The organism is Streptomyces sp. NPDC048211 (assembly GCF_043202315.1).
Lineage (GTDB): Bacteria > Actinomycetota > Actinomycetes > Streptomycetales > Streptomycetaceae > Streptomyces.
Genome location: NZ_JBIDAD010000034.1, coordinates 1 through 19,935, shown reverse-complemented (window position 1 = coordinate 19,935; position 19,935 = coordinate 1). Strand labels below are relative to the sequence as shown.

11 protein-coding genes are annotated in these 19,935 nt (G+C 71.3%); 5 read left to right on the top strand and 6 right to left on the bottom strand.

From position 1 onward, the window contains the following. The first annotated feature begins 921 nt into the window (after positions 1–921). Both ACGFZA_RS41805 and ACGFZA_RS41800 read left to right on the top strand, forming a co-directional pair. Entirely contained in the window at positions 922–3,648 is a 2,727-nt protein-coding gene (locus ACGFZA_RS41805) for an AAA family ATPase (RefSeq protein WP_393686280.1), read from the top strand. 949 nt (positions 3,649–4,597) lie between these two features. Continuing rightward, positions 4,598–7,396, top strand: a complete 2,799-nt coding sequence (locus tag ACGFZA_RS41800) for a LuxR C-terminal-related transcriptional regulator (RefSeq protein WP_393686278.1) — start codon at positions 4,598–4,600, stop codon at positions 7,394–7,396. Between the two features lie 40 nt (positions 7,397–7,436). Here ACGFZA_RS41800 and ACGFZA_RS41795 read toward each other — a convergent pair whose 3' ends face one another. Then, a complete protein-coding gene (locus tag ACGFZA_RS41795) occupies positions 7,437–7,844 on the bottom strand; it encodes an OsmC family protein (RefSeq protein WP_385282434.1) in 408 nt (135 codons plus the stop codon). A gap of 203 nt (positions 7,845–8,047) precedes the next feature. After that, the gene (locus ACGFZA_RS41790) at positions 8,048–9,781 is read right to left on the bottom strand and encodes an FAD-binding protein (protein WP_393686275.1); all 1,734 of its coding nucleotides are present in this window, start codon (positions 9,779–9,781) and stop codon (positions 8,048–8,050) included. 216 nt (positions 9,782–9,997) lie between these two features. On the opposite strand from ACGFZA_RS41790, the gene ACGFZA_RS41785 reads away from it, so the two are divergent. The 3 genes from ACGFZA_RS41785 to ACGFZA_RS41775 all read left to right on the top strand — a co-directional run bounded on the left by ACGFZA_RS41785 (position 9,998) and on the right by ACGFZA_RS41775 (position 15,396). Further along, positions 9,998–12,799 (top strand): AAA family ATPase, encoded by a 2,802-nt coding sequence (locus ACGFZA_RS41785; protein WP_393686273.1) that lies wholly within the window; start codon positions 9,998–10,000, stop codon positions 12,797–12,799. Between the two features lie 130 nt (positions 12,800–12,929). Further along, positions 12,930–13,574 (top strand): sigma-70 family RNA polymerase sigma factor, encoded by a 645-nt coding sequence (locus ACGFZA_RS41780; protein ID WP_393686271.1) that lies wholly within the window; start codon positions 12,930–12,932, stop codon positions 13,572–13,574. 403 nt (positions 13,575–13,977) lie between these two features. Beyond that, the gene (locus tag ACGFZA_RS41775) at positions 13,978–15,396 is read left to right on the top strand and encodes a sugar porter family MFS transporter (RefSeq protein ID WP_385282444.1); all 1,419 of its coding nucleotides are present in this window, start codon (positions 13,978–13,980) and stop codon (positions 15,394–15,396) included. Positions 15,397–15,568: 172 nt separating this feature from the next. On the opposite strand, the gene ACGFZA_RS41770 is transcribed toward ACGFZA_RS41775, so the two are convergent. The 4 genes from ACGFZA_RS41770 to ACGFZA_RS41755 form a co-directional block, all read right to left on the bottom strand. Continuing rightward, the gene (locus tag ACGFZA_RS41770) at positions 15,569–16,372 is read right to left on the bottom strand and encodes a DUF427 domain-containing protein (protein ID WP_385282447.1); all 804 of its coding nucleotides are present in this window, start codon (positions 16,370–16,372) and stop codon (positions 15,569–15,571) included. Between the two features lie 488 nt (positions 16,373–16,860). Then, the gene (locus ACGFZA_RS41765) at positions 16,861–17,403 is read right to left on the bottom strand and encodes a GNAT family N-acetyltransferase (RefSeq protein ID WP_393686268.1); all 543 of its coding nucleotides are present in this window, start codon (positions 17,401–17,403) and stop codon (positions 16,861–16,863) included. Positions 17,404–17,533: 130 nt separating this feature from the next. Further along, the gene (locus ACGFZA_RS41760) at positions 17,534–18,340 is read right to left on the bottom strand and encodes an alpha/beta fold hydrolase (protein ID WP_385282456.1); all 807 of its coding nucleotides are present in this window, start codon (positions 18,338–18,340) and stop codon (positions 17,534–17,536) included. Positions 18,341–18,671: 331 nt separating this feature from the next. Continuing rightward, positions 18,672–19,622, bottom strand: a complete 951-nt coding sequence (locus tag ACGFZA_RS41755; RefSeq protein WP_385282458.1) for an alpha/beta hydrolase — start codon at positions 19,620–19,622, stop codon at positions 18,672–18,674. Between the last annotated feature and the right edge of the window lie 313 nt (positions 19,623–19,935).

The window sequence follows — 19,935 nt, the reverse complement described above, 5'->3', positions numbered from 1 at the left end:
CGATGCGATGACTGGCGCGGCTACGGCACGGGGCGAACGACCCTGGGCAACGGCCTCGGACCGGCCGGCCACGAGATCTGCCGATGCGATCGTGTTCACCGTCGTCCATCGCCCCCCTCCGAGGCACCCTGGTGGATGCCTGGTCCACACCCTGGTCATCCCCGGGGGTACCCCGGGGTACCGCGCCCCGGCACCGGCGCCCGCGCCCGGTCTGTCCGCCGCTCGGCCCCGTCGGCGCCCGCTCGCCCGCCTGCCCGACGGCGCTTCAGGCCCCCTCCGCGGCGCAGCGTCACGGCCGGATGCCTGCCCGTCCCGGGCCGGACGAAGGAGAGGCTTGCCTGACTCCTTCCGGTTCCAGCCCTCCGGGAATCCATTGAGCGATAAAGTGCTGGGCATACTCTTAGTACGAGGAGCATGGTGTCCATCAGTCACCGCGCAGCGTCGGCAGGCCATGTGCCGCGACTGGACGTCGCAGCGCCGTTACCGGTGGGTTCGGCGTAGCCGACGGGCCCGACGAGTCCCGGTCATGAGCCGGTACGCGGCAAGCGCCCCCTCGGCGAGCGTCTGAAGAAAGCACCTGTCGACCTCGGTGCGGCAGGCGCGACAAGGCACGTACTCCACCCCGACGGGACGACCGCACGGCCGACGGCCCGGCGCCTGCGACGGGCAGAGCGGGTACGCCCCTTGACGCACTCTCACCGGAGCAGGCAGAGGATCACCGCTGGAGCGAGCGTTCCGGCGTCCGACCGCTCACACCTTCCGCTGCCATCGGCTCAGGCCGACGGCTCGGGTTCACGACGGAGGCACACAGGTGTCCGGCCACCATGCCAGAAGACGGGGCAGCGCTGCTCCTCTCACCGGTCAGACCACACGTCCCGTAGCGCGGGCACGGAGTGAACGGCGCATCGACTCGTGACACGGATGCCGGTCTTCGGGCGGAACGATGAGTGCGAGCTGTTGGACGGGCTGCTCGACGCCGTGCGGGGCGGAGAGAGCCGGGTGCTGGCCCTCCGGGGCGCACCGGGGGTGGGAAAGACCCGGCTGCTCGAGTACGTGATGGCCCAGGCGCGGGGGTTCCAGGTCGCCCTCGTCACGAGTGTCCAGTCGGACATGGAACTTCCCTACGCGGGCCTGCATCAGCTGTGCGCACCCATGACCGACCGGCTGGACAGGCTTCCGCCCGGGCAGCGCGATGCCGTCAGCGGAGCTCTGGGGATGGGCTCGAAGCGCGCCCCCGACGCCTTTCTCGTCGCCCTCGGTGTCCTCGGCCTGCTCTCCGAGACCGCCCGGAGCCGGCCCCTGCTGTGCGTCGTGGACGACGCGCAGTGGCTGGACAGCGCTTCCCGGCAGAGTCTGGAGTTCACGGCGCGACGTCTGCTCGCCGAGTCGGTCGCGATCGTGTTCGCGGCCCGGGTGCCGGACGAGGAAGCGCCCGGCGGTGCGGAACCCTCCACCCTGCCGGAGCTGCTGATCGAGGGCCTGCCCGACCGTGACGCGCGGGCCCTGCTGCGCTCCGTGCTGCCGGGCCCGTGGGACGAACGAGTGCTGACACGCATCCTCTCCGAGTCTCGGGGTAATCCGCTCGCGCTGCTGGAGCTCCCGAAGACGTCGACGCCTGTGGAACTGGCCGGCGGCTTCGGTCTTCCGAGCGACCGGCCCGTCAGCGACCGCATTCAGAACGCGTACATGCGCCGCATCGCCGGACTGACCGACGAGGCACGCGGGTTCCTGCTGGCCGCGGCGGTGGATCCCACCGGCGAACCGGCGTTGCTCCGGCGTGCGTCGGAGAAGCTGGGGCTCGGAAGTGACGCCGCCGCGGGCGCGGAGGCAGCCGGTCTCGTCCAGATCGGTGATCGCGTGAGGTTCTTCCACCCCATGGTGCGCTCGGCCGTCTACTGGGCGGCGTCGTCCGATGACCGGCGCAGAACACACCGCGTACTGGCCGAGGTGACGGCTCCGGCCGCCGATCCCGATCGCCGCGCCTGGCATGCGGCCTACGGCGCGTCGGGCCCCGACGAACGGGTCGCCGCGGAGCTCGAACGTTCCGCGGGGCGGGCGGAGAAGCGTGGCGGGGTCGCCGCAGCAGCCGCGTTCCTGGCCCGTGCGGTGGAGCTGACGCCCGATCCTGTCCGCCGGCAGGACCGGGCCCTGGCCGCCGCACGTGCGACCCATGCGGCGGGAAACCCGGATCTCGCCCTGGACCTGCTGTCCGTCGTCGAGAAGGGCCCCCTCGACGAGCGTCGCCGCGGCGAGGTCGATCTCACCCGCGCCCGGATCGCGTTCACCTCGAACCGGGGCAGTGAAGCACCCGGACTGCTCCTCGGCGCGGCCGCCCGGATCGCCGCCCACGACATCGAACTGGCCAGGGACACCTACCTGGAGGTCGTCAACGCGGCGATCTTCGCCGGCCCTCAGGCGTACGACGACGGTCAGTACGAAGCCGCGAGAGCGGCGCGCGCGATGCCGGCACCACAGCCGCCCCGTCCCGCGGATCTCCTGCTCGACGGCCTGGCGAAGCGGATCGTCGAGGGCCATGCCGCGGCCGTCCCCGGCCTGCGCGTGGCTCTGCGCGCCTTCGCGGAGCCGGACCTCTCCCCGGAGGAGGGGCTGCGCTGGCTGTGGCTGATCTGTGTGACGGCGGTGGGCCTGTGGGACCACGAAACGATGTCGCTGATGGGCGCCCGGCATCTCGAACTCGCCCGGGATACCGGACAGGCCACCGCCCTGCCGTTCGCGCTGACCATGCGCTGCGTGGTGCACGTCCTCGACGGCGAACTCGCGGAGGCCTCGGCGCTCGCGGAGGAGGTACGGACGGTCGCCGAGGCGGTCGGAACGGCCGCCCCCATCTACGGCGCCCTCTTCGTCGCCGCGTGGCGGGGCCGGGAGGAGGAGTGCATCGACCTGAGCGAACAGGCCGACGACGGGGTGGAGCAGCGCGGCGAAGGTGTCGGGCCGGTGGTCAGCCGATGGGCCCGGGCACTGCTCTACAACAGTCTCGGGAGGTACGCGGAGGCGGCGGAGGCGGCCGACATGGCCAGCCGGGAGTACATCCAGCTGGAGATGGGCATCCCCGTGTGGGCCCTCGTCGAGTACATCGAGGCGATCTCCCGTACCGGAACACCGGACCGGGCCGCCGACGCCCTGGACCGGCTGACCGAGCTGACCCGGGCGAGCGGATCGGACTGGGCGATGGGCATCGAAGCCCGTTCGCGCGCTCTGCTCAGTGAGGGGGACGAGGCCGAAGGCCACTATCTGAAGGCCATCGAAGCTCTCGGCCGTACCCGCATCCGAGGGGAGACGGCCCGTGCCCACCTCGTGTACGGCGAGTGGCTGCGCCGGACGGGGCGCCGTCACACCGCCCAGAAGCAACTGCTCATCGCTCACTACCTCTTCGCGTCCATGGACATGCAGGGCTTCGCGCAGCGCACCGCGCGGGAACTGAGCGCCACCGGTGAGACCGTCCGGAAGCACACGGACACCACGAGGAGCGATCTGACGCCCCAGGAGGTCCAGATCGTCAGGCTGGTCCGTGAAGGGCTCACCAACCCCGAGATCGGAGCACGCCTCATCCTCAGCCCCCGGACGGTCGAATGGCATCTGCGGAAGATCTTCGGCAAGCTCGGTGTCACCTCGCGCAAGCAGGTGTGAGCACCCGCGCCGATACGCCGGGCGAGCACCGGGGGCGTCCCACCACGGCCGGGCGGCGCGGGGATCAGGCCCGGGAGCGGAGCGGGCCGGCGATGCCCCGGTCCCCGTACGGGACTGCTCCACGAACACGGCAACGGCCACGTCCAGCGTGTCTTCCGTGGGGGACGACTCGGAATGCATGAGCCTCAAGTCTCCGTTCCTGCGGGGATCGATGCGGCGACTGGCGCGGCTACGGGACATCGGGCGAACAGCCCCGGGGGTGCGGGGCACCGGGCCGTGGACGGAGCCTCCGGTGACCCGGCCCGCCGGTTCGGGCGCCACTCCCCCGGACTGCCGATTCGGGCGGCATTCCCCGGGACCGCCGGATCAGGGCGTGGTCCGCGCATCCTGCCGGCAGGGGCCGCCGGAACGAGGGTTCGCGGGGGCGCGCCTCGCCGCGCTCCAGGGGCCCTGCCCGCATGTGACGATCCGAGGTGGGGCGCCGGTGAACACCCGGGCGTTGCCGCCCCCACCGTGTCCGGCGCGCCCTCGGTGCGGTGCCGGTGGGCCGTCCGCGGATCCCCCTGCTTCATGGTCATGGCCCGGCATGCGGCATCTGTTGATGCTGTTGCCGGCCAGCATCGACTGCCGGGCCCCTCCGCACCCCCTGGGGAGTGCCTGGTCCACACCCTGGCCCCCTGGGGCAGCCCCTGGGGGGTGCCTCCGCGACTCCGCACGACTGTCCGCACGCACAGAAAACGCCCCGAATCGACCGGCTCCGCCCGGGACTTCTCGTCCGGATCGTGCCGGCTCACGAGCCCGGCACGATCCGGGCGAGAAGCCCTGAGCCGCACACCGATGGGGGCGGTGCCCGAAAGGATAGAATGCCGGTTGATCTGAGCCGCAGCACCGGAAACCGCTGTCATACGGTGATCAGCGATCAGACAAACAGTCATCAGGGGCGGTGCCGATGCCGGTGGCAGACGGAGATCCCGGGGCACGGCTCCGCGGTCGGCAGGTCGAGTGCGAGACGCTGGACTCACTCGTGGCGACCGTACGGACCGGTCGCAGTGCCGTACTGGTGCTGCGCGGCGAGATGGGCATCGGCAAGACCGCGCTGCTCAACCACGTGCGCGCCGGCTCGGCCGGGTGCCGTCCGGCCGGGGCGGTGGGCATCGAGTCCGAGACCGAGCTGCCGTTCGGCGGCCTGCATCAGTTGTGTGCCCCGTTTCTCGGGCATCTCGGTTCCCTGCCGGCATCGCAACGCGACACACTGGGCAGGGCCTTCGGCCTGATCACAGGGGCGTCACCGGACCGCTTGCTCGTCGGGCCCGCCGTGCTCAGCCTGCTGACGGAGGTGGCCGCGAAGGAGCCGCTGATCTGTGTCGTCGATGATGTCCAGTGGCTGGACGACATCTCCCTGCACACGCTTGTCTTCGTCGCGCGGAACCTGCGGGCCGAGCGCATCGGCCTGGTCCTCGCCGTGCGGGAGCCCTCACTCGAAGCCGAGCCGGCAGAGCTGGCGGAGCTGCCGCAGCTCGTCGTGGAGCCACTGAGCGACAACGACGCCGGCGCTCTCCTGGAATCCGTGGTCCCGGGCCGTCTCGACGAACGGGTCCGCAACCGCATCGTCGCCGAGACCCAGGGAAACCCGCTGGCCCTGCTCGAAATGCCCCGCGGGCTGACGCCCGCGGAGCTGGCAGGCGGCTTCGCACGCCCCGACGCATATGCGTGGGCGGGCCAGATCGACCTGAGTTTCCTGCGGCGCGTACAGGCTCTGCCGTCCGAGACACAGCTGATGCTGCTCGTCGCGGCGGCCGAGCCGATGGGTGACGTGGCTCTGCTGGCCCGTGCGGCGGAGCTGTTGGAGATCGACCCGTCCGCCGCGTCGCCGGCCGAGGCGGCCGGGCTCATCACGATCGGGGCGCGGGTACGGTTCCGGCATCCCGGGATGCGTGCGGCGGCCTACCGGGTGGCGACGGCCGAGGCCCGCCGGGACGTACACCGGGCACTGGCCGAGGCGACCGCCCCGGACACGGACCCCGACCACAGGGCGTGGCATCTGGCCGGCGCCGCGACCGGCCCCGACGAGGCGGTGGCCGTGGAGCTGGAGCGCTCGGCCGGCCGGGCCCAGGCGCGCGGCGGAGTCGCGGCGGCGGCCGCGTTCCTGGAGCGAGCCGCCGAGCTGACCCCCGACCGGACCGTCCGCGGCGCCAGGACCATGAACGCGGCCCGTGCCATGTACCAGGCCGGCGGGTACGAGAGCGCGCGCGAACTTCTCGCCGCCGCCACCCTCGGCCCCATGGGCGAGCACCGGCTCGCCGAGGCCGCACTCCTGCGGGGTCGGATCCTGTTCGCCTCCAAGAGCTCCGGCGACGCCGTGCCGTTGCTCCTCGCAGCGGCCCGACGTCTGGAACCGCTGGACGCGGGACTCTCCCAGGAGGCCTACCGCGACGCGCTCAACGCCGCTCTCATCGCCGACCGTGTACCGCACAGGATTCATCTGCAGGAGGTCGCCACCGCCATGCTGGCCGCACCGCAGGGGCCGTCACCGGCGCGCGGGGACCTGCTCCTGCGGGGCCTCGCCACGATGATCGTCGACGGCTTCGCCGCAGGCGCGCCCATGGTGCACAAGGCTCTGGCTGCTTTCTGCGCCGAAGAGCTCTCCGCGGAGGAAGGCCTCGGCTGGTATCCGCTCGCCGCCCGTATGGCCTTCAACGTCTGGGATTTCCACAGCAGTACGGTGCTCTCGACGCGACTGGTCGATCTGGCCCGGGAGGTGGGGGCGCTGTCGGTGCTGCCGTCCGCACTCCTGCAGCTCGTGTCCAACCGGGTGCTGGCCGGTGAACTCGACCACGCGGACCTGCTGATCGCGGAGGCTCAGATCATCGGTGAGGCCACCAACAGCCCTTACCTCACCCACTACGTGTCCCTGGTGACGGAGCCGTGGAAGGGCCGGGAGAAGGCGACGCTCCGGGCGATCGACGCGATGACCCTGGACGCGGCCTCGCAGCAGGGACAACAGGGGCAGCAGGGCAAGCTGCTCAGCTCGACGCAGTGGGCAAAGGCGGTGCTCTACAACGGACTCGGCCGTTACGGAGAGGCGTACGCCGCGGCAGAGGAGGCCGGCGCGAACCTGCAGGAGCTCGGACTGGCGATCAGGTCGAAGATCGAGCTCGTCGAGGCGGCGACGCGCAGCGGGAGACCGGACCGAGCCGCCGAAGCCGCCCGGCAGATCGACGACATGGCCCGCGCCAGTGGTACCGACTGGGCCCTCGGCACCTCGGCCGTGGTGCGTGCCCAGGTGAGCGAGGGACCCGCGGCCGAGGCCCTGTACCGGGAGGCGATCGAGCGTTTCGGCCGCACCGACGTCCGGATCACGTACGCCCGCTCCCATCTGCTCTACGGAGAGTGGCTGCGCCGGGAGAACCGCCGCGTCGACGCACGCGAGCAGCTGAACATCGCCCACGAGGTGCTCAGCCGCATCGGGGTCGACGGGTTCGCGGAACGCGCCCGGCACGAGTTGCACGCCACCGGCGCGTCGGTACGCAGACGCACCGAGGGGGCGCACGCCGCGCTCACCGCCCAGGAGGCGCAGGTCGCCCGCCTGGCCGCCGACGGGATGACGAACCCCGAGATCGGGGCGCAGCTCTTCATCAGCCCGCACACCGTGGAATGGCACCTCCGCAAGATCTTCGCGAAGCTCGGCATCGCGTCCCGCAGGCAGATCAACGACACGCTGCTCGACGGCACGGCGGCCCCCGCCTGAAGCCGGCCTGCGCCTCCCGGCCCGATCCCCCTGTGAGGGCCTACGCGTGCGACGCGTCCGGCTCCGCCGTCAACGCGGGTACGGTGACGATCGTGAGCTCCTTGGTCAGCAGGCGGTGAACGGGACAGCGTCCGGCCGCCGCCAGCAACTCCTTCTGCTGGACCGGCTCCAGATCACCGGTCAGCCCGACGTTCTTGACGATGCGTCCCTGGTCGTCGAAACGTACGGCCACGTCGACGCGCTCGAGTGACCAGCGACGGCGGTCCGCCAGGGCCCGCACGGCCATAGACGTGCAGGAACCCAGCGCGGCCAGCAGCAGCTCTCCCGGAGTGGGGCCCTCGTCGGCCCCTATGGGCTCGGGTTCGTCGGCCGTGAGCCTGTGCGTGCCGATCGCGATGGATCGGGTGAGACGTCCGCCTTCGGCGATGGACACGGTGCGTGCGGTCATGGGTCTTCCTCTCGGCCGAGGCGCGGGCCCCGGGGTGGGGCTCGCGCGCTCTCCCGTAGAGACCGGGCGGCGCACGCGCGTGTGACACACCGGCTGGGGGCCCGGTCTCCTTCGTCCCACCGAAGGCGTCAGCACCGGGCTGCGGCGTGTGGCGCCGTGCCGTGCCGTCAGCAGATGCGGAGGGCTCCGGACCGTACCGGGGGTCAGACCTCGTGGCCCGGCCGCGAGGGGCCGGCTGAGACGTCGTGGATCACCGCGGCGATATCGGCGGGGGCGGGCGGCACGGGTTCGCGGCGCACCCCGGTCGCCGGGGACCACACCAGGTTGGCGTTCGGATCCGAATCGGTGCGGGGGTAGTCCGAGCGCCTGTGACAGTCCCGTGTCTCCCGCCGCTCCGACGCACATTCGAGCGTCGCGCGAGCGGAGAGAACGGCGGATCTGAGGTCATAGGCGTAGGCGAGGTCCTGGAAGCCGCCGATGTCGACGTGCACTCCCATGTTCCGCATACGGCCCTCGATCTCGTCCAGCCCGGCGAGTCCGGCGGTGAGCCCGGCCCCGTCCCGTACGACACCGGCGGACTCCGTCATCAGACGGCGTACCGCGCGGGACAGGGCCCGGGTGTTCTCGTCGTCGTCGGTGGCCAGCAGCCGGTTGACGTCCGCTTCCGCCGCGCGCACCGCGGCCCGCGACCGGTACTGCGCGGTGAGCCCGGCCGAGCGCTCCGCCGCGGCCCGGCCGGCGATTCGGCCGTGGACGAGCAGTTCGATCAGGGGACGCTCCTGCGGGCGGTGCACACCGTCCACAGCACCGGCTGCCTCCCCGATCGCATAGAGCCCGATGACATCGGTGGCGTGGTCCTCGGGCCGGACCCGGACACCACCCAGCGAGTACTGGGCCGTCGGCGCGACCTCGACCGGATCGTGGGTGATGTCGACCATCTGCCGGTCCCACACGGTCCGGTGCACCTGCGGCAGCCGCGTCAGGACCGTCTCGCGCGGCAGGTGCGACAGATCGAGCCAGACGCCACCTGCCGGGGTCCCGCGGCCCTCTCCGATCTCCCGGTGCGACGCCATGGCGACCCCGTCGCGGCTGCCGCGCTCCATCCGTTCGGCGTCGTAGCGCGTCATGAACCGCTCACCGAGGTTGTTGAGCAGGACTCCGCCCTCACCGCGTGCCTCCTCACCGACCAGCACGCCCGCCGCGTTCTCCGGCCTGATCAGCCCGAAGGGGTGGAACCGCACCAGTTCGGGATTGCGCAACCGGGCGCCCGCCTCGACCGCGAGGCGGAACGCGTCGCCGGTGTTCTCATGGCGACGCGAGGACGTACGTCGCCAGATGCGTGTGTGCCCTCCGGTCGCGAGGATCACGGAGTCCGCGTGCACGAGGTAGCGCGAGCCGTCGACGAGGTCGAATCCATAGGCACCGAACACGGTCCCGTCGTCGACCAGCAGGCGGGTGACGTACATGTTCGTCAGGACGGGAACGCCCAGCTGCCGCACGTGTTCACGGAGTGCTCGCCGCACCTCCGGGCCGGTGTACTCCCCTGCCTGCGCGGTTCGGCGGTATGCGTCGCCACCGAACCGGCGCTGTGCGGGCTCACCGGGACCCCGGCGGTCGGGACGCACGCCATGGCGTCCCATGGCGCGGCACTCCCGCTCCGCGTACCGGGCGACGACCCGTGCGGTGCGCGGATCAGCCGGGAAGTGGCTCTCCCGCAGCGTATCGGCCGCGCGCCGCTCCCCTGCGTCGCCGACGGTGGCGCTTGCCCTGTCGAATCCTCCCCATGCCATGACGGTGTGCACGTCTTCGGTCATACGCCGGTCCACCGCGATGGCCGCGACACCGGACTCGGCGACTTCGACGGCCGCCCGCAGGCCTGCCCCTCCGGCCCCGACCACGAGCACGGACGTGGCGAGCTGGTATCCGAATGACGACATGGGACCTCCTGCGACAGCGGGCGGGCGAGATCATAGGCAGTGGTCGACCGGACAGCGGGGGCGTGCGTGACAGCCTCGCCCCACTTCCTGACGTGGAGTCCGTCACACCATCCGAACACACGGTGTTGACACTGTTCCGGGTATCGTGGCAAGGATCGTTCCGAGAACCGTTGCGGGAGCTCTCCGCTCCCGGATTCCCCTGAGGAGCCACATCGCATGATCGCCCGTCCGCTTCCGGAACTGGTCGGCCGGCAACGCGAGTGCGCGGCGCTCGACGAACTGCTGACCGGCCTGCGCGACGGCGGGTCCCGCGTGCTGGTGGTCCGTGGCGAAGCCGGCATCGGGAAGTCGGTGCTGCTGGACTACCTGGCCGCGCAGGCGTCAAGGGTGAGAGTGACCTGGGCGCACGGCATCGAAGCCGATATGGAGCTGCCCTACGCGAGCCTGCACCAGCTGTGCGCGCCGTTCCTGGGTGAGCTCGAACAGCTGCCGGCACCTCAGCGCGATGCCCTGCGTGTGGCGTTCGCGATGGCGGCCGGAGACCCGCCCGACCGCTTCCTGGTCGGCCTCGCCGTGCTCACCCTGCTCACCCGGGCCTCCGAGACCCGACCCGTGCTCGTTCTCGTCGACGACGCTCAGTGGCTGGACCAGGTGTCCCTGCAGACCCTGGAGTTCGTGGCCCGGCGGCTGCTCGCCGAGGCGGTCGCGATGGCGTTCGCCGTACGTGACCCCGAAGGACGGACCGCGCTCAACGGTCTTCCGGCGCTGCGGATCGGGGGGCTCGACACCGTCGCGGCAGGCCGGCTCCTCGTGGCCACCGTGGGCGGGCGGCTGGAGAAGCGGGTCCGGGACCGGTTCGTGGCCGAGATGCACGGCAATCCACTCGCGCTGCTCGAATTCTCCCGCGGTCGCAGCGCCGCCGAACTGGCCTACGGCCTCGACTCGTCGAGCAGCCCGGACACCCAGGTGCCGGTCGCGAGCCGGGTCGAACGTGACTTCGTCAGCCGGCTCGGGTCGCTGCCGGCGGCGACCCGGACACTGCTGCTGATCGCTGCGGCGGAACCGGTCGGTGACGCCCGCCTGCTGGTCCGCGCAGCCGCCTCTCTCAAGATCACCGCACAGGCCGCACCGGCCAAGGCGGCCGGACTGATCGAATTCGGTGAGTCCGTCCGGTTCCGGCATCCGCTGGTCCGTTCGGCGGTCTACCACGGAGCCGAGCCCGAAGAACGCCGAGCCGTGCACCGGGCGTTGGCCGAGGCCACGGACCGCGTCCTGGACCCCGACCGCCGCGCCTGGCACGCCGCCCAGGCTGCCGACGGACCGGATGAGGAGGTCGCCGCGGGGCTGGAGCAGGCTGCCGACCGCGCGCGGCAGCGCGGCGGTATCGCGGCCGAGGCGGTCCTGCTGGAACGCGCGGCCGAGGTGACGCCGGACCCCTGGCCGCGGGGGCGCCGTGCCCTCGCGGCCGCGGAGGCGCACTTCTCGGCCGCCGCGCCCGACCGGGCCACGGAACTCGCGACGCTGGCTGAACTGTGTCCCCTCAGCGCCCTGGACCGCGCGCGCCTGGCACGGCTGCGGGCCAGGATCCTCTTCGCCCGCAGCCGCAGCGACGAAGCGGCACCCCTTCTCCTCGACGCGGCGGCGCAGTTCACCGCCGCCGGGTCGCCCCTGGCGCGGGAGACCTACCTGGAGGCGATCGGAGCGACCGTCTTCGCCGGCCGGGTCCACGGTCCCGCGGGAGCTCGCGCCGCCGCGATCGCGGCCCGCGGATCCGGGGCACCCCCCTCGGGCTCCGAGGCGGCCGACCTGCTCCTGGACGGTGTGGCCGCGCTCCTCGCGGACGGCCCCGAGAGCGGTGTCCCGGCACTGCGCGGCGCGCTGGAGCTGCTCGCGCACGAGGAGCTCCGCACCCGGGAGTCGGCGATGCGCTGGCTGCTGCTGGCCCCGGTCGCCCTGGAGGCCTTCATCCACTACGCCTGGGATCTGCAGGCGTGGGACGCGCTGTCGAGTCGCGCGGTGCGCCTGGCCCGCGACATCGGCGCGCTCAGCGCGCTGCCCCCCGCGCTCATCTACGCCGGCGGGGTGCACATCCACTACGGCGACTTCGGCGAGGCCGCCAGGATGATCGGCGAAGCCGACGCGCTCGCCGACGCGACCGGCCACGCCCCGCACAAGTACGCGACGCTCGTCCTGGCCGCATGGCGAGGCGAGGCGGACGTAGCCGCCGGCATCATCGAGGAGGCCAGGCAGCAGGCCGACCAGCTGGGCGAGGTGTCCCTGCTCGGCGCCATGGGCTACATCCAGGGGGTGCTGTTCAACGGACTGGCACGCTACGAGGACGCCCTGGAGGCCGCTCGTACGGGGATCGAGCACGACGGGTTCAACTTCACCGGCCTGTCGCTGGTCGAGCACGTCGAGGCCGCCACCCGGTGCGGCGAACTCGACCAGGCCCGCGCCTCGCTGGCCAGGCTGCTGAAACTCACCCGTGCCGCCGATTCCGGCTGGGCCCGTGGCGCGGGTGCCCGCAGCCAGGCGCTGCTCGCCGAAGGGGACGAGGCCGACAGCCTGTACCGGACCGCGATCAGGGAATTCGGTCGCGGCGGAGTGACCGTGGAGGTGGCACGCACCCATCTGCTGTACGGCGAGTGGCTCCGCCGCAGCCACCACCGGGCACGGGGCCGGGAGCACCTGCGCACAGCTCACGAGATGTTCGACGGCATGCGCGCGCACGCCTTCGCCGAGCGTGCTCGCCGCGAGCTGCTCGCCACCGGCGAGCACGTCAGGAAGCGGGAGAGCGGGCCGCCGAGCGCCCTCACCCCCCAGGAGTCGCAGGTCGCCGGGCTCGCCGCGGACGGGATGACGAACGCCAGGATCGGCGCGGAACTCTTCATCAGCCCCCACACCGTGGAGTGGCACCTGCGGAAGGTGTACACCAAGCTCGGGATCAACTCACGTCGTGCGCTGCCGGATGCGCTCGCGAGCACCCCGGCCGGGGGCGCAGGGGGGCGGGGGCGCTGAGAGCCGGTGCATGACCCCCTGGGTACCCCCCGGATGGACCACGTGGGACAAGGGCGCGGTGGGCACCGCCTCGGGCCGAGGGTGGAGGCGACGCCCTCCAGGCGCGCCCGTCCACGAAGAGGAGTCCCCCATGCCCACGCCCAGCCCGGAGACGACCACCCCCGACCGGCCCGCGGAGGGCCTGGACCTCGCCCTCGATGTCTTCCTGGCTCAGCGGACACGGCTGTTCCGCATCGCGTACCGCATCCTCGGCGACGCCTCCGGGGCCGAAGACGTGGTCCAGGAGGTCTGGCTGCGCTGGCAGCTCACCCACCGGGCGGAGATCAGGAATCCGGCCGCCTTCCTGACCACGGCCACGACCCGGCTGGCGATCAACGTCATCCGGTCAGGGCGCCACCGCCACGAGACGCCGGCCGAGCCGCAGATGGCCGACCTCGGGGACCGGGCCGCCCAGGATCCCGTACTGAGTGCCGAGCAAGCCACCGCGGTCGAGGCGGCGCTGGCCCTGCTCATGGCGAGACTGACGCCGGACCGGCTGGCTGCCTATGTGCTGCGGAAGGGCTTCGGCTACGCCTACGCCGAACTGGCGGAGCTTCTTCGGATCAGCGCGCCGAACGCGAGGGTGGTGGTCCACCGCGCGCAGACCCGCCTCGAATGCGACCGTGAGCAGCCGGTCCCCGTCGAGCAACACCGCCGCCTGGTCAGCGCGTTCCGGGCCGCCGCCGGGACCGGGGAGCTGGAAGGCCTCGTGCAACTTCTCGTCCCCGATCCGTAGGCACCGCCGGGTCCGGAAGCTCGGCCGGGAGGGAGTCCGACGGCTCACGACGGGCCGCCGCGGACCGCGGCCGCCACGCTCCGTACCCGCCGGCTCCCCGTACACGCTGCATCCCGTCGGTGCACCGTGTCACATCAGTCGGGCCAGGGCTGTCTTAAAGGTGTCGCTTCCCGTCATGAGGGCGAGGGGCCGGATCTGCTCGGCCCGGCGAAAAGCTCGACGGGCTCCCTCCGATCCCCGCACCGACGGTGTGCACACCGTGGCATGTGGAGGGTTCATCCACCCCATCCGCCCGCCCGCAGACAACCCATCGCAACGTCGCGTTCCCCCTCAGGTACCCACCGGTGGCACCTCGAAGGGCGAACCGCTCTGGCGGCGTTGCCGACGAGCCCGAGGAGTACATGTGACCAGCACAGCGCAGGAGCCACTCCCAGCAGCCGGAGCGGCTCATCCCGATCGTCTCCGGCACGTCGTCTTCATCGCGGCGGCGGCCGCCATGGGCGGCTTCCTCTTCGGCTACGACAGTTCCGTCATCAACGGTGCCGTCGAGGCAGTACGGGACCGCTACGACGTCGGTTCCGCCGTTCTGGCCCAGGTCATCGCGATCGCGCTGATCGGCTGTGCCATCGGCGCCGCCACCGCCGGGCGCATCACGGACCGCATCGGCCGTATCCGCTGCATGCAGATCGCCGCGGTCCTGTTCACCGTCAGCGCCGTGGGCTCGGCCCTGCCCTTCGCGCTGTGGGACCTCGCCATGTGGCGGGTCATCGGCGGCTTCGCCATCGGCATGGCGTCGGTGATCGGCCCGGCGTACATCGCCGAGGTCTCCCCGCCCGCCTACCGCGGCCGGCTAGGCTCCTTCCAGCAGGCGGCGATCGTCATCGGCATCGCCGTGTCACAGCTGGTCAACTGGGGTCTGCTGAACGCCGCGGGCGGCGACCAGCGCGGCAAGGTGATGGGACTGGAAGCCTGGCAGCTCATGCTCGGCGTCATGGTGATCCCGGCGGTCGTCTACGGGCTGCTGTCCTTCGCGATCCCCGAGTCCCCCCGCTTCCTGATCTCCGTCGGCAAGCGGGACCGGGCCCGCGAGATCCTTGAGGACGTCGAGGGCGCCCATGTCGACCTCGACGCCCGCATCACCGAGATCGAGACGGCGATGCACCGTGAGGAGAAGTCCGGCTTCAAGGACCTGCTCGGCGGCGGCTTCTACTTCAAGCCGATCGTCTGGATCGGGATCGGCCTCTCGGTCTTCCAGCAGTTCGTCGGCATCAACGTCGCGTTCTACTACTCCTCGACGCTGTGGCAGTCGGTCGGTGTCGATCCCTCGGACTCGTTCTTCTACTCGTTCACGACGTCGATCATCAACATCGTCGGCACCGTGATCGCGATGGTCTTCGTGGACCGGGTCGGCCGCAAGCCGCTCGCCATCGTCGGTTCGGTCGGTATGGTCGTCGGCCTGGCGTTGGAGGCCTGGGCGTTCTCCGCCCATCTGGTCGACGGCAAGCTGCCGGCCACGCAGGGCTGGGTCGCCCTGATCGCCGCCCACGTGTTCGTCCTCTTCTTCGCCCTGTCCTGGGGGGTCATCGTCTGGGTCATGCTCGGCGAGATGTTCCCGAGCAGGATCCGCGCCGCCGCCCTGGGCGTGGCCGCCTCGGCCCAGTGGATCGCCAACTGGGCCATCACCGCGAGCTTCCCGTCGCTGGCCGACTGGAACCTGTCCGCGACCTACGTGATCTACACGGTCTTCGCCGCACTCTCCATCCCGTTCGTCCTGAAGTTCGTCAAGGAGACGAAGGGCAAGACACTGGAGGAGATGGGCTGATCACCGCCCCCGAACTCGGGGGGAAGGGCCCAGTCCCCGCTGCCCCTCTCCTCGACTGTGCTGCCTCCGTTCGGCTGGACCGAACGGAGGCAGCATTTCCGCATCACGCGCGCGGGCCGGGCCCGCCTTTCACCGCGGCGGCCGACAGCGGTCCTGGCCGGACCCACACGCCCTAAGGGGCAGCAGGCCCGCGCGGAGGGACCTGGCCGGCATCGGTGGTGCCCGGCAGCAGGAAGCCGTCGACATACAGATCGACGTGCTCGTTGTAGAAGGCGGTGAGCCCCGCGATGCGGTTGGCCTGGATGGTCGGGAAGTCGTACGTCCAGGCGATGTCCTCGTGGGAGCCGGCCTCGCCGTCGAACGACCAGTAGCTGCTCGTCGTTCCCTTGTACGGGCAGCGGGTCACCGTGTCCGAGTGCCGCAGCCGGGCCCAGTCGATGTGCGTGCGGTCGAGGTAGTAGCGGGTCGGCAGGCCGGTCTCGAACAGCTTCACACAATAGGGGGCCTCCGCCAGCACGACACCGTCCACCTCGACCCGGACGCTGCTGCCGGATCGCAGGGCGTCCACGCGGGAGTAGGGGCTCCGGGGATGGACAAACACCGGCTCGTCCTCCTCGAACCAGGCGTCCAGCGCCTCCCACGCGAAGTACGCGGTGCCGCGCAGCGGCCCCGGCGCCCCTTCTCCCCAGACCCACGCAGCCCCCGCACGGACCTCCGGACCGACCTGCAGCGTGTGACGGTGCGCGGGTCCGGCACCGAGCTGCTCCGTGTGCTTGTCGTCGAGGAGCACACCGTCCACCAGGTCCTCGACCGGGATGCTGAACTGGGGGTAGGCCTGCCATTCCCATACGTACAGCGCGCGGCGGGTGTCGAAGGCGACCCGGCCGCCGATCATTCCCCGGATGCGGCGGGGTACGGGCTCGACGTGCCCGATCGGGACGATGAGACTCGGGTGCAGGACACTTTCGGTTGCCATGGTGATCACCTTGTGTTCGCTGATGATGCGATCGCCCTGCCCGGTGCGATGCTCCCGGGGCGACCGCGCTTACTCGGGCTGCGGTCCTCACCTGCTCGTGCGCTGTCTCCGCACCGGCACACACGCCGCGTGCGCCGGTGTCGCGGGCGAGGAACGGCTGCGTCCGAACCTGGTGGCCCTACGGGCCGAGGAGGCCACGGTCCTCACTGCTGCCGAGCGTACGGCCCTGGAGCCGAGGAGCACGTGTCACGCCGGCGGCGGCTCGCCGGTCTATCAGTTGTCCGGGGCACAGGTACTCCACGGACCGGAGGACGGAAGACAGCGGCCATCCGCTCCGCGTCGATCCGGTGGCGACGTGGCCGGGAGCCACCCCGGCGGCAGCCCCGCCTCTGCTGGAGAAGCGGCCCACCCACGATCGTGACGCCGTCCTCGTGATACGACGACAGGCGTGAGGCTCTGATGACCGGTAGTCCCTGGATACTTCCCCGTCAGTGACACGGTTGTTCGTGGGCGCCCTGCGCGACACGGTTTCCCGGGGTGCCCGATGCCTCCGCATCGCCCCGGCCGACGATGTCGCCGACCGCCACACAGACCGTCGTCGCGCCCTCCTCCCGCACGCGGCGAACCGGCACCGCGATGCGGCGCAGCATCGCCGGGACCCGGTCGTCGCCGGGAAGAATGAGGCCATGGATCTCCTCCCAGCCCTGTCGGGCCGCGTACCGGCCGAGGTGGCGGAGGAGTCCGGTCCCCAGTCCGTTGTTCTGCCACGCGTCCTCGACGAGGAGTGCCGCCTCGGCGTTGCCGTCGTCAGGCATCAGATGTCCCACGGCGACGAGCCGTCCCGAGGCGCCCAGCGCGGCCAGATGCACCGAGCCGGGGCGGGACAGCAAGGCCCCCAGGTAGGAACGGGGATCGCCCATCGCCCTGTGGTAGCGGCTCCACAGCGTGTGCGCGGAGCATCTGCTGTGCAGGGCGACCACACGTTCCACGTCGGCCGGGCCGATCCGGACGATCCGGGGTTGGTGACGCATGTCCTCTCCTCTCGCCCCGGGACGCGGCACTGACGACGGACAGCACGCCGTTCAGCGCCGGTTCGGGGCGGTTCCCGCCGGAGGGCGGGGTGGCATGCCCGCCACCCCGCCCTCCGGCTCCGTCCGCCGGTCAGCGAACCGTCCGCGCCGCGCTCTCGATGACCCGCGCCACCTCATCGGGGCGCGACACACTCACCGCGTGCGACGCACGCACCTCCACCGTGTGCGCGTCCGCACGATCGGCCATGAAACGCTGAACCTCGGGCGGGATGTTGAGATCCTGCTCAGTGACCAGCACCCACGACGGAATCGTCTTCCAGCCCGGCTCGGAGGCACCCTCCTCCAGCGCGGCACTGGTCACCGGGCGCTGGGTCACCGCCATGACGTCCGCCGTACCCTCCGGAACATCCGCCGCGAACTGGTGCCGGAACTTGCCCTGTTCGATGTACAGGTCCGTGCCCGCCGTTCCGTCGGGCAACGTGACCGGAGCGGGCCGCAGCGCCTCACCCAGCGTGCTGCCCGGGAACTTCCCCGACAGCTCGACCGCGCTCTCCCCCTTCTCGGGAAGGAAGGCCGCGATGTACACCAGTGCCTTCACGTTCCGCGCACCGTACGAGGCGTCGCTGATGACCGACCCGCCGTACGAATGACCGGCCAGCACCACCGGTCCGTCGATCCCCGCCAGGACTTCCTTCAGATACCCGGCGTCGCTGCTCAGCCCACGCAGCGGATTGGCCGCGGCCACCACGGGATATCCCTCCCGTCGCAACCTCTTCACCACTCCGTTCCAGCTGCTCGAGTCAGCGAACGCGCCATGGACCAGGACCACGGTCGGCTTGCGCTTCGACGAGGAGGGGGAGGAGGAATGCTCCCTCCCCGCGCTCGCGGGCGACGCCGACACCGCGAGGACAGAGGCGGCCACCGTCACCGCGGCCATCAGGGAAACCAGCGAACGAGTACGCCGGGAACGAGAAGATCTCATCACAGAGCCTTTCTAGTCATGAACCGAACCGGCCGTCTCCGGACACACGCACGGACAGAACGGCAGGGAGTGGAGGTGTCACGGACACCGGTCCGTGACGGGTCCGGCTGCGGTCGCGGGGTTCGCGTCGCAGCGGGGCCGACGGGCGACGCGCGCGGCGTCTCACCCGGAATGCCCGCCCGGGGGATCGGGGCGATGAGCGGGTTGCCGCCCCGGCCGGCGGTGCTCCCGGTCGGGGAGCGCGGCCCGACGCCATGGGCGCGCGGTGTCCCGCGGGCGTCCGGTCTCAGCCGGTGTGCAGTGCCACGCGAAGTGTGGTGACGGCCTGCTGCATCGCGGCGGTGGTCGCCCCGGTGGACCGGAGCGGGTTCAGCATCATGAAGTCGTGCAGCGTGGCGTTGTAGCGGATGCTGGTGGTCGCGACACCGGCCCGGACCAGCTTGCGGGCGTAGGCCTCGCCCTCGTCGCGCAGGACGTCGTTCTCGTCGACGAGGACGAGGGCGGGCGGAAGCCCCTCCAAGTCCTTCAGCTCCGCCCGCAGCGGAGACGCGGTGATCTCGGCGCGTTCAGCCGGATCGGTGGTGTAGCAGTCCCAGAACCAGGCCATCGCCTTCGCGGTCAGGTACGGACCGTCGGCGAACTCCTGGTAGCTCGCCGTGTCCTGGCCCGCATCCGTCACCGGGTAGTACAGCGACTGATGCACGAAGGACACGTCACCCCGCTGCTTGGCCATGATCGTCAGCGCGGCCGTCATGTTCCCGCCCACCGAGTCTCCGGCCACGGCCAGCCGGGTGGCATCCAGTCCCTCCTGGGCGCCCTTCGCCGTGATCCACCGGGCGGTCGCGTACGCCTGCTCGATCGCCACCGGATACTTGGCCTCGGGGGAACGGTCGTACTCCACGAACACGACGGCAGCCTGTGCGCCGACGGCCAGTTCACGCACCAGGCGGTCGTGGGTGCCCGCGTTGCCGATGACCCACCCGCCGCCGTGCACATAGAGAACGACCGGGAGCGAACCCTCGACACCGGCGGGCCTGACCACGCGCACCCGCACCTCGCCGACCTCGGCAGGCACCGTCACCCATTTCTCCTCCACATCAGGCTTCTCGATGGGTGCCGCCTGCAGATCGTCGAGGACCTTCCGCGCGCCCTCCGCACCCAGCTCGTACAGGAACGGCGGATTGGCTGTCGCCTCCGCGAGCTCCTGAGCAGCGGACTCAAGTACCGGATCGTTCACGACTGTGCTCCTGGTGTGAGTGGACATGTGCACCGCTTTCACCCTTATGACAGTCCACCCATGAAAGGTGTGACACGTACCGAACCGTTCTGCGGGACCGCACCGATTTCACCGTTCTTCACCGGGCGCCTCCGACCCCCCGTCACAACTTGGTGTGTCATACCTGTCACAAAACAGGGGTCGTCGTGGTCATTGAGGGAGACATGAGGGGACCGAGCCGCAGTTCCTGGTGGTCACCACCTCGGCGAAGCCGCGGTCCCGGCGGCTGTTCACCCCCACTTCTTCCCACGGTCGCACTGCGCGAGAGCGCCCC

Excerpts from the sequence above, each read along its gene's own strand:
- ACGFZA_RS41805 (WP_393686280.1), top strand. The coding sequence starts at position 922 with ATGCCGGTCTTCGGGCGGAACGATGAGTGCGAGCTGTTGGACGGGCTG.
- ACGFZA_RS41800 (WP_393686278.1), top strand. The coding sequence starts at position 4,598 with ATGCCGGTGGCAGACGGAGATCCCGGGGCACGGCTCCGCGGTCGGCAG.
- ACGFZA_RS41795 (WP_385282434.1), bottom strand. The coding sequence starts at position 7,844 with ATGACCGCACGCACCGTGTCCATCGCCGAAGGCGGACGTCTCACCCGA.
- ACGFZA_RS41790 (WP_393686275.1), bottom strand. The coding sequence starts at position 9,781 with ATGTCGTCATTCGGATACCAGCTCGCCACGTCCGTGCTCGTGGTCGGG.
- ACGFZA_RS41785 (WP_393686273.1), top strand. The coding sequence starts at position 9,998 with ATGATCGCCCGTCCGCTTCCGGAACTGGTCGGCCGGCAACGCGAGTGC.
- ACGFZA_RS41780 (WP_393686271.1), top strand. The coding sequence starts at position 12,930 with ATGCCCACGCCCAGCCCGGAGACGACCACCCCCGACCGGCCCGCGGAG.
- ACGFZA_RS41770 (WP_385282447.1), bottom strand. The coding sequence starts at position 16,372 with ATGGCAACCGAAAGTGTCCTGCACCCGAGTCTCATCGTCCCGATCGGG.
- ACGFZA_RS41765 (WP_393686268.1), bottom strand. The coding sequence starts at position 17,403 with ATGCGTCACCAACCCCGGATCGTCCGGATCGGCCCGGCCGACGTGGAA.
- ACGFZA_RS41760 (WP_385282456.1), bottom strand. The coding sequence starts at position 18,340 with ATGGCCGCGGTGACGGTGGCCGCCTCTGTCCTCGCGGTGTCGGCGTCG.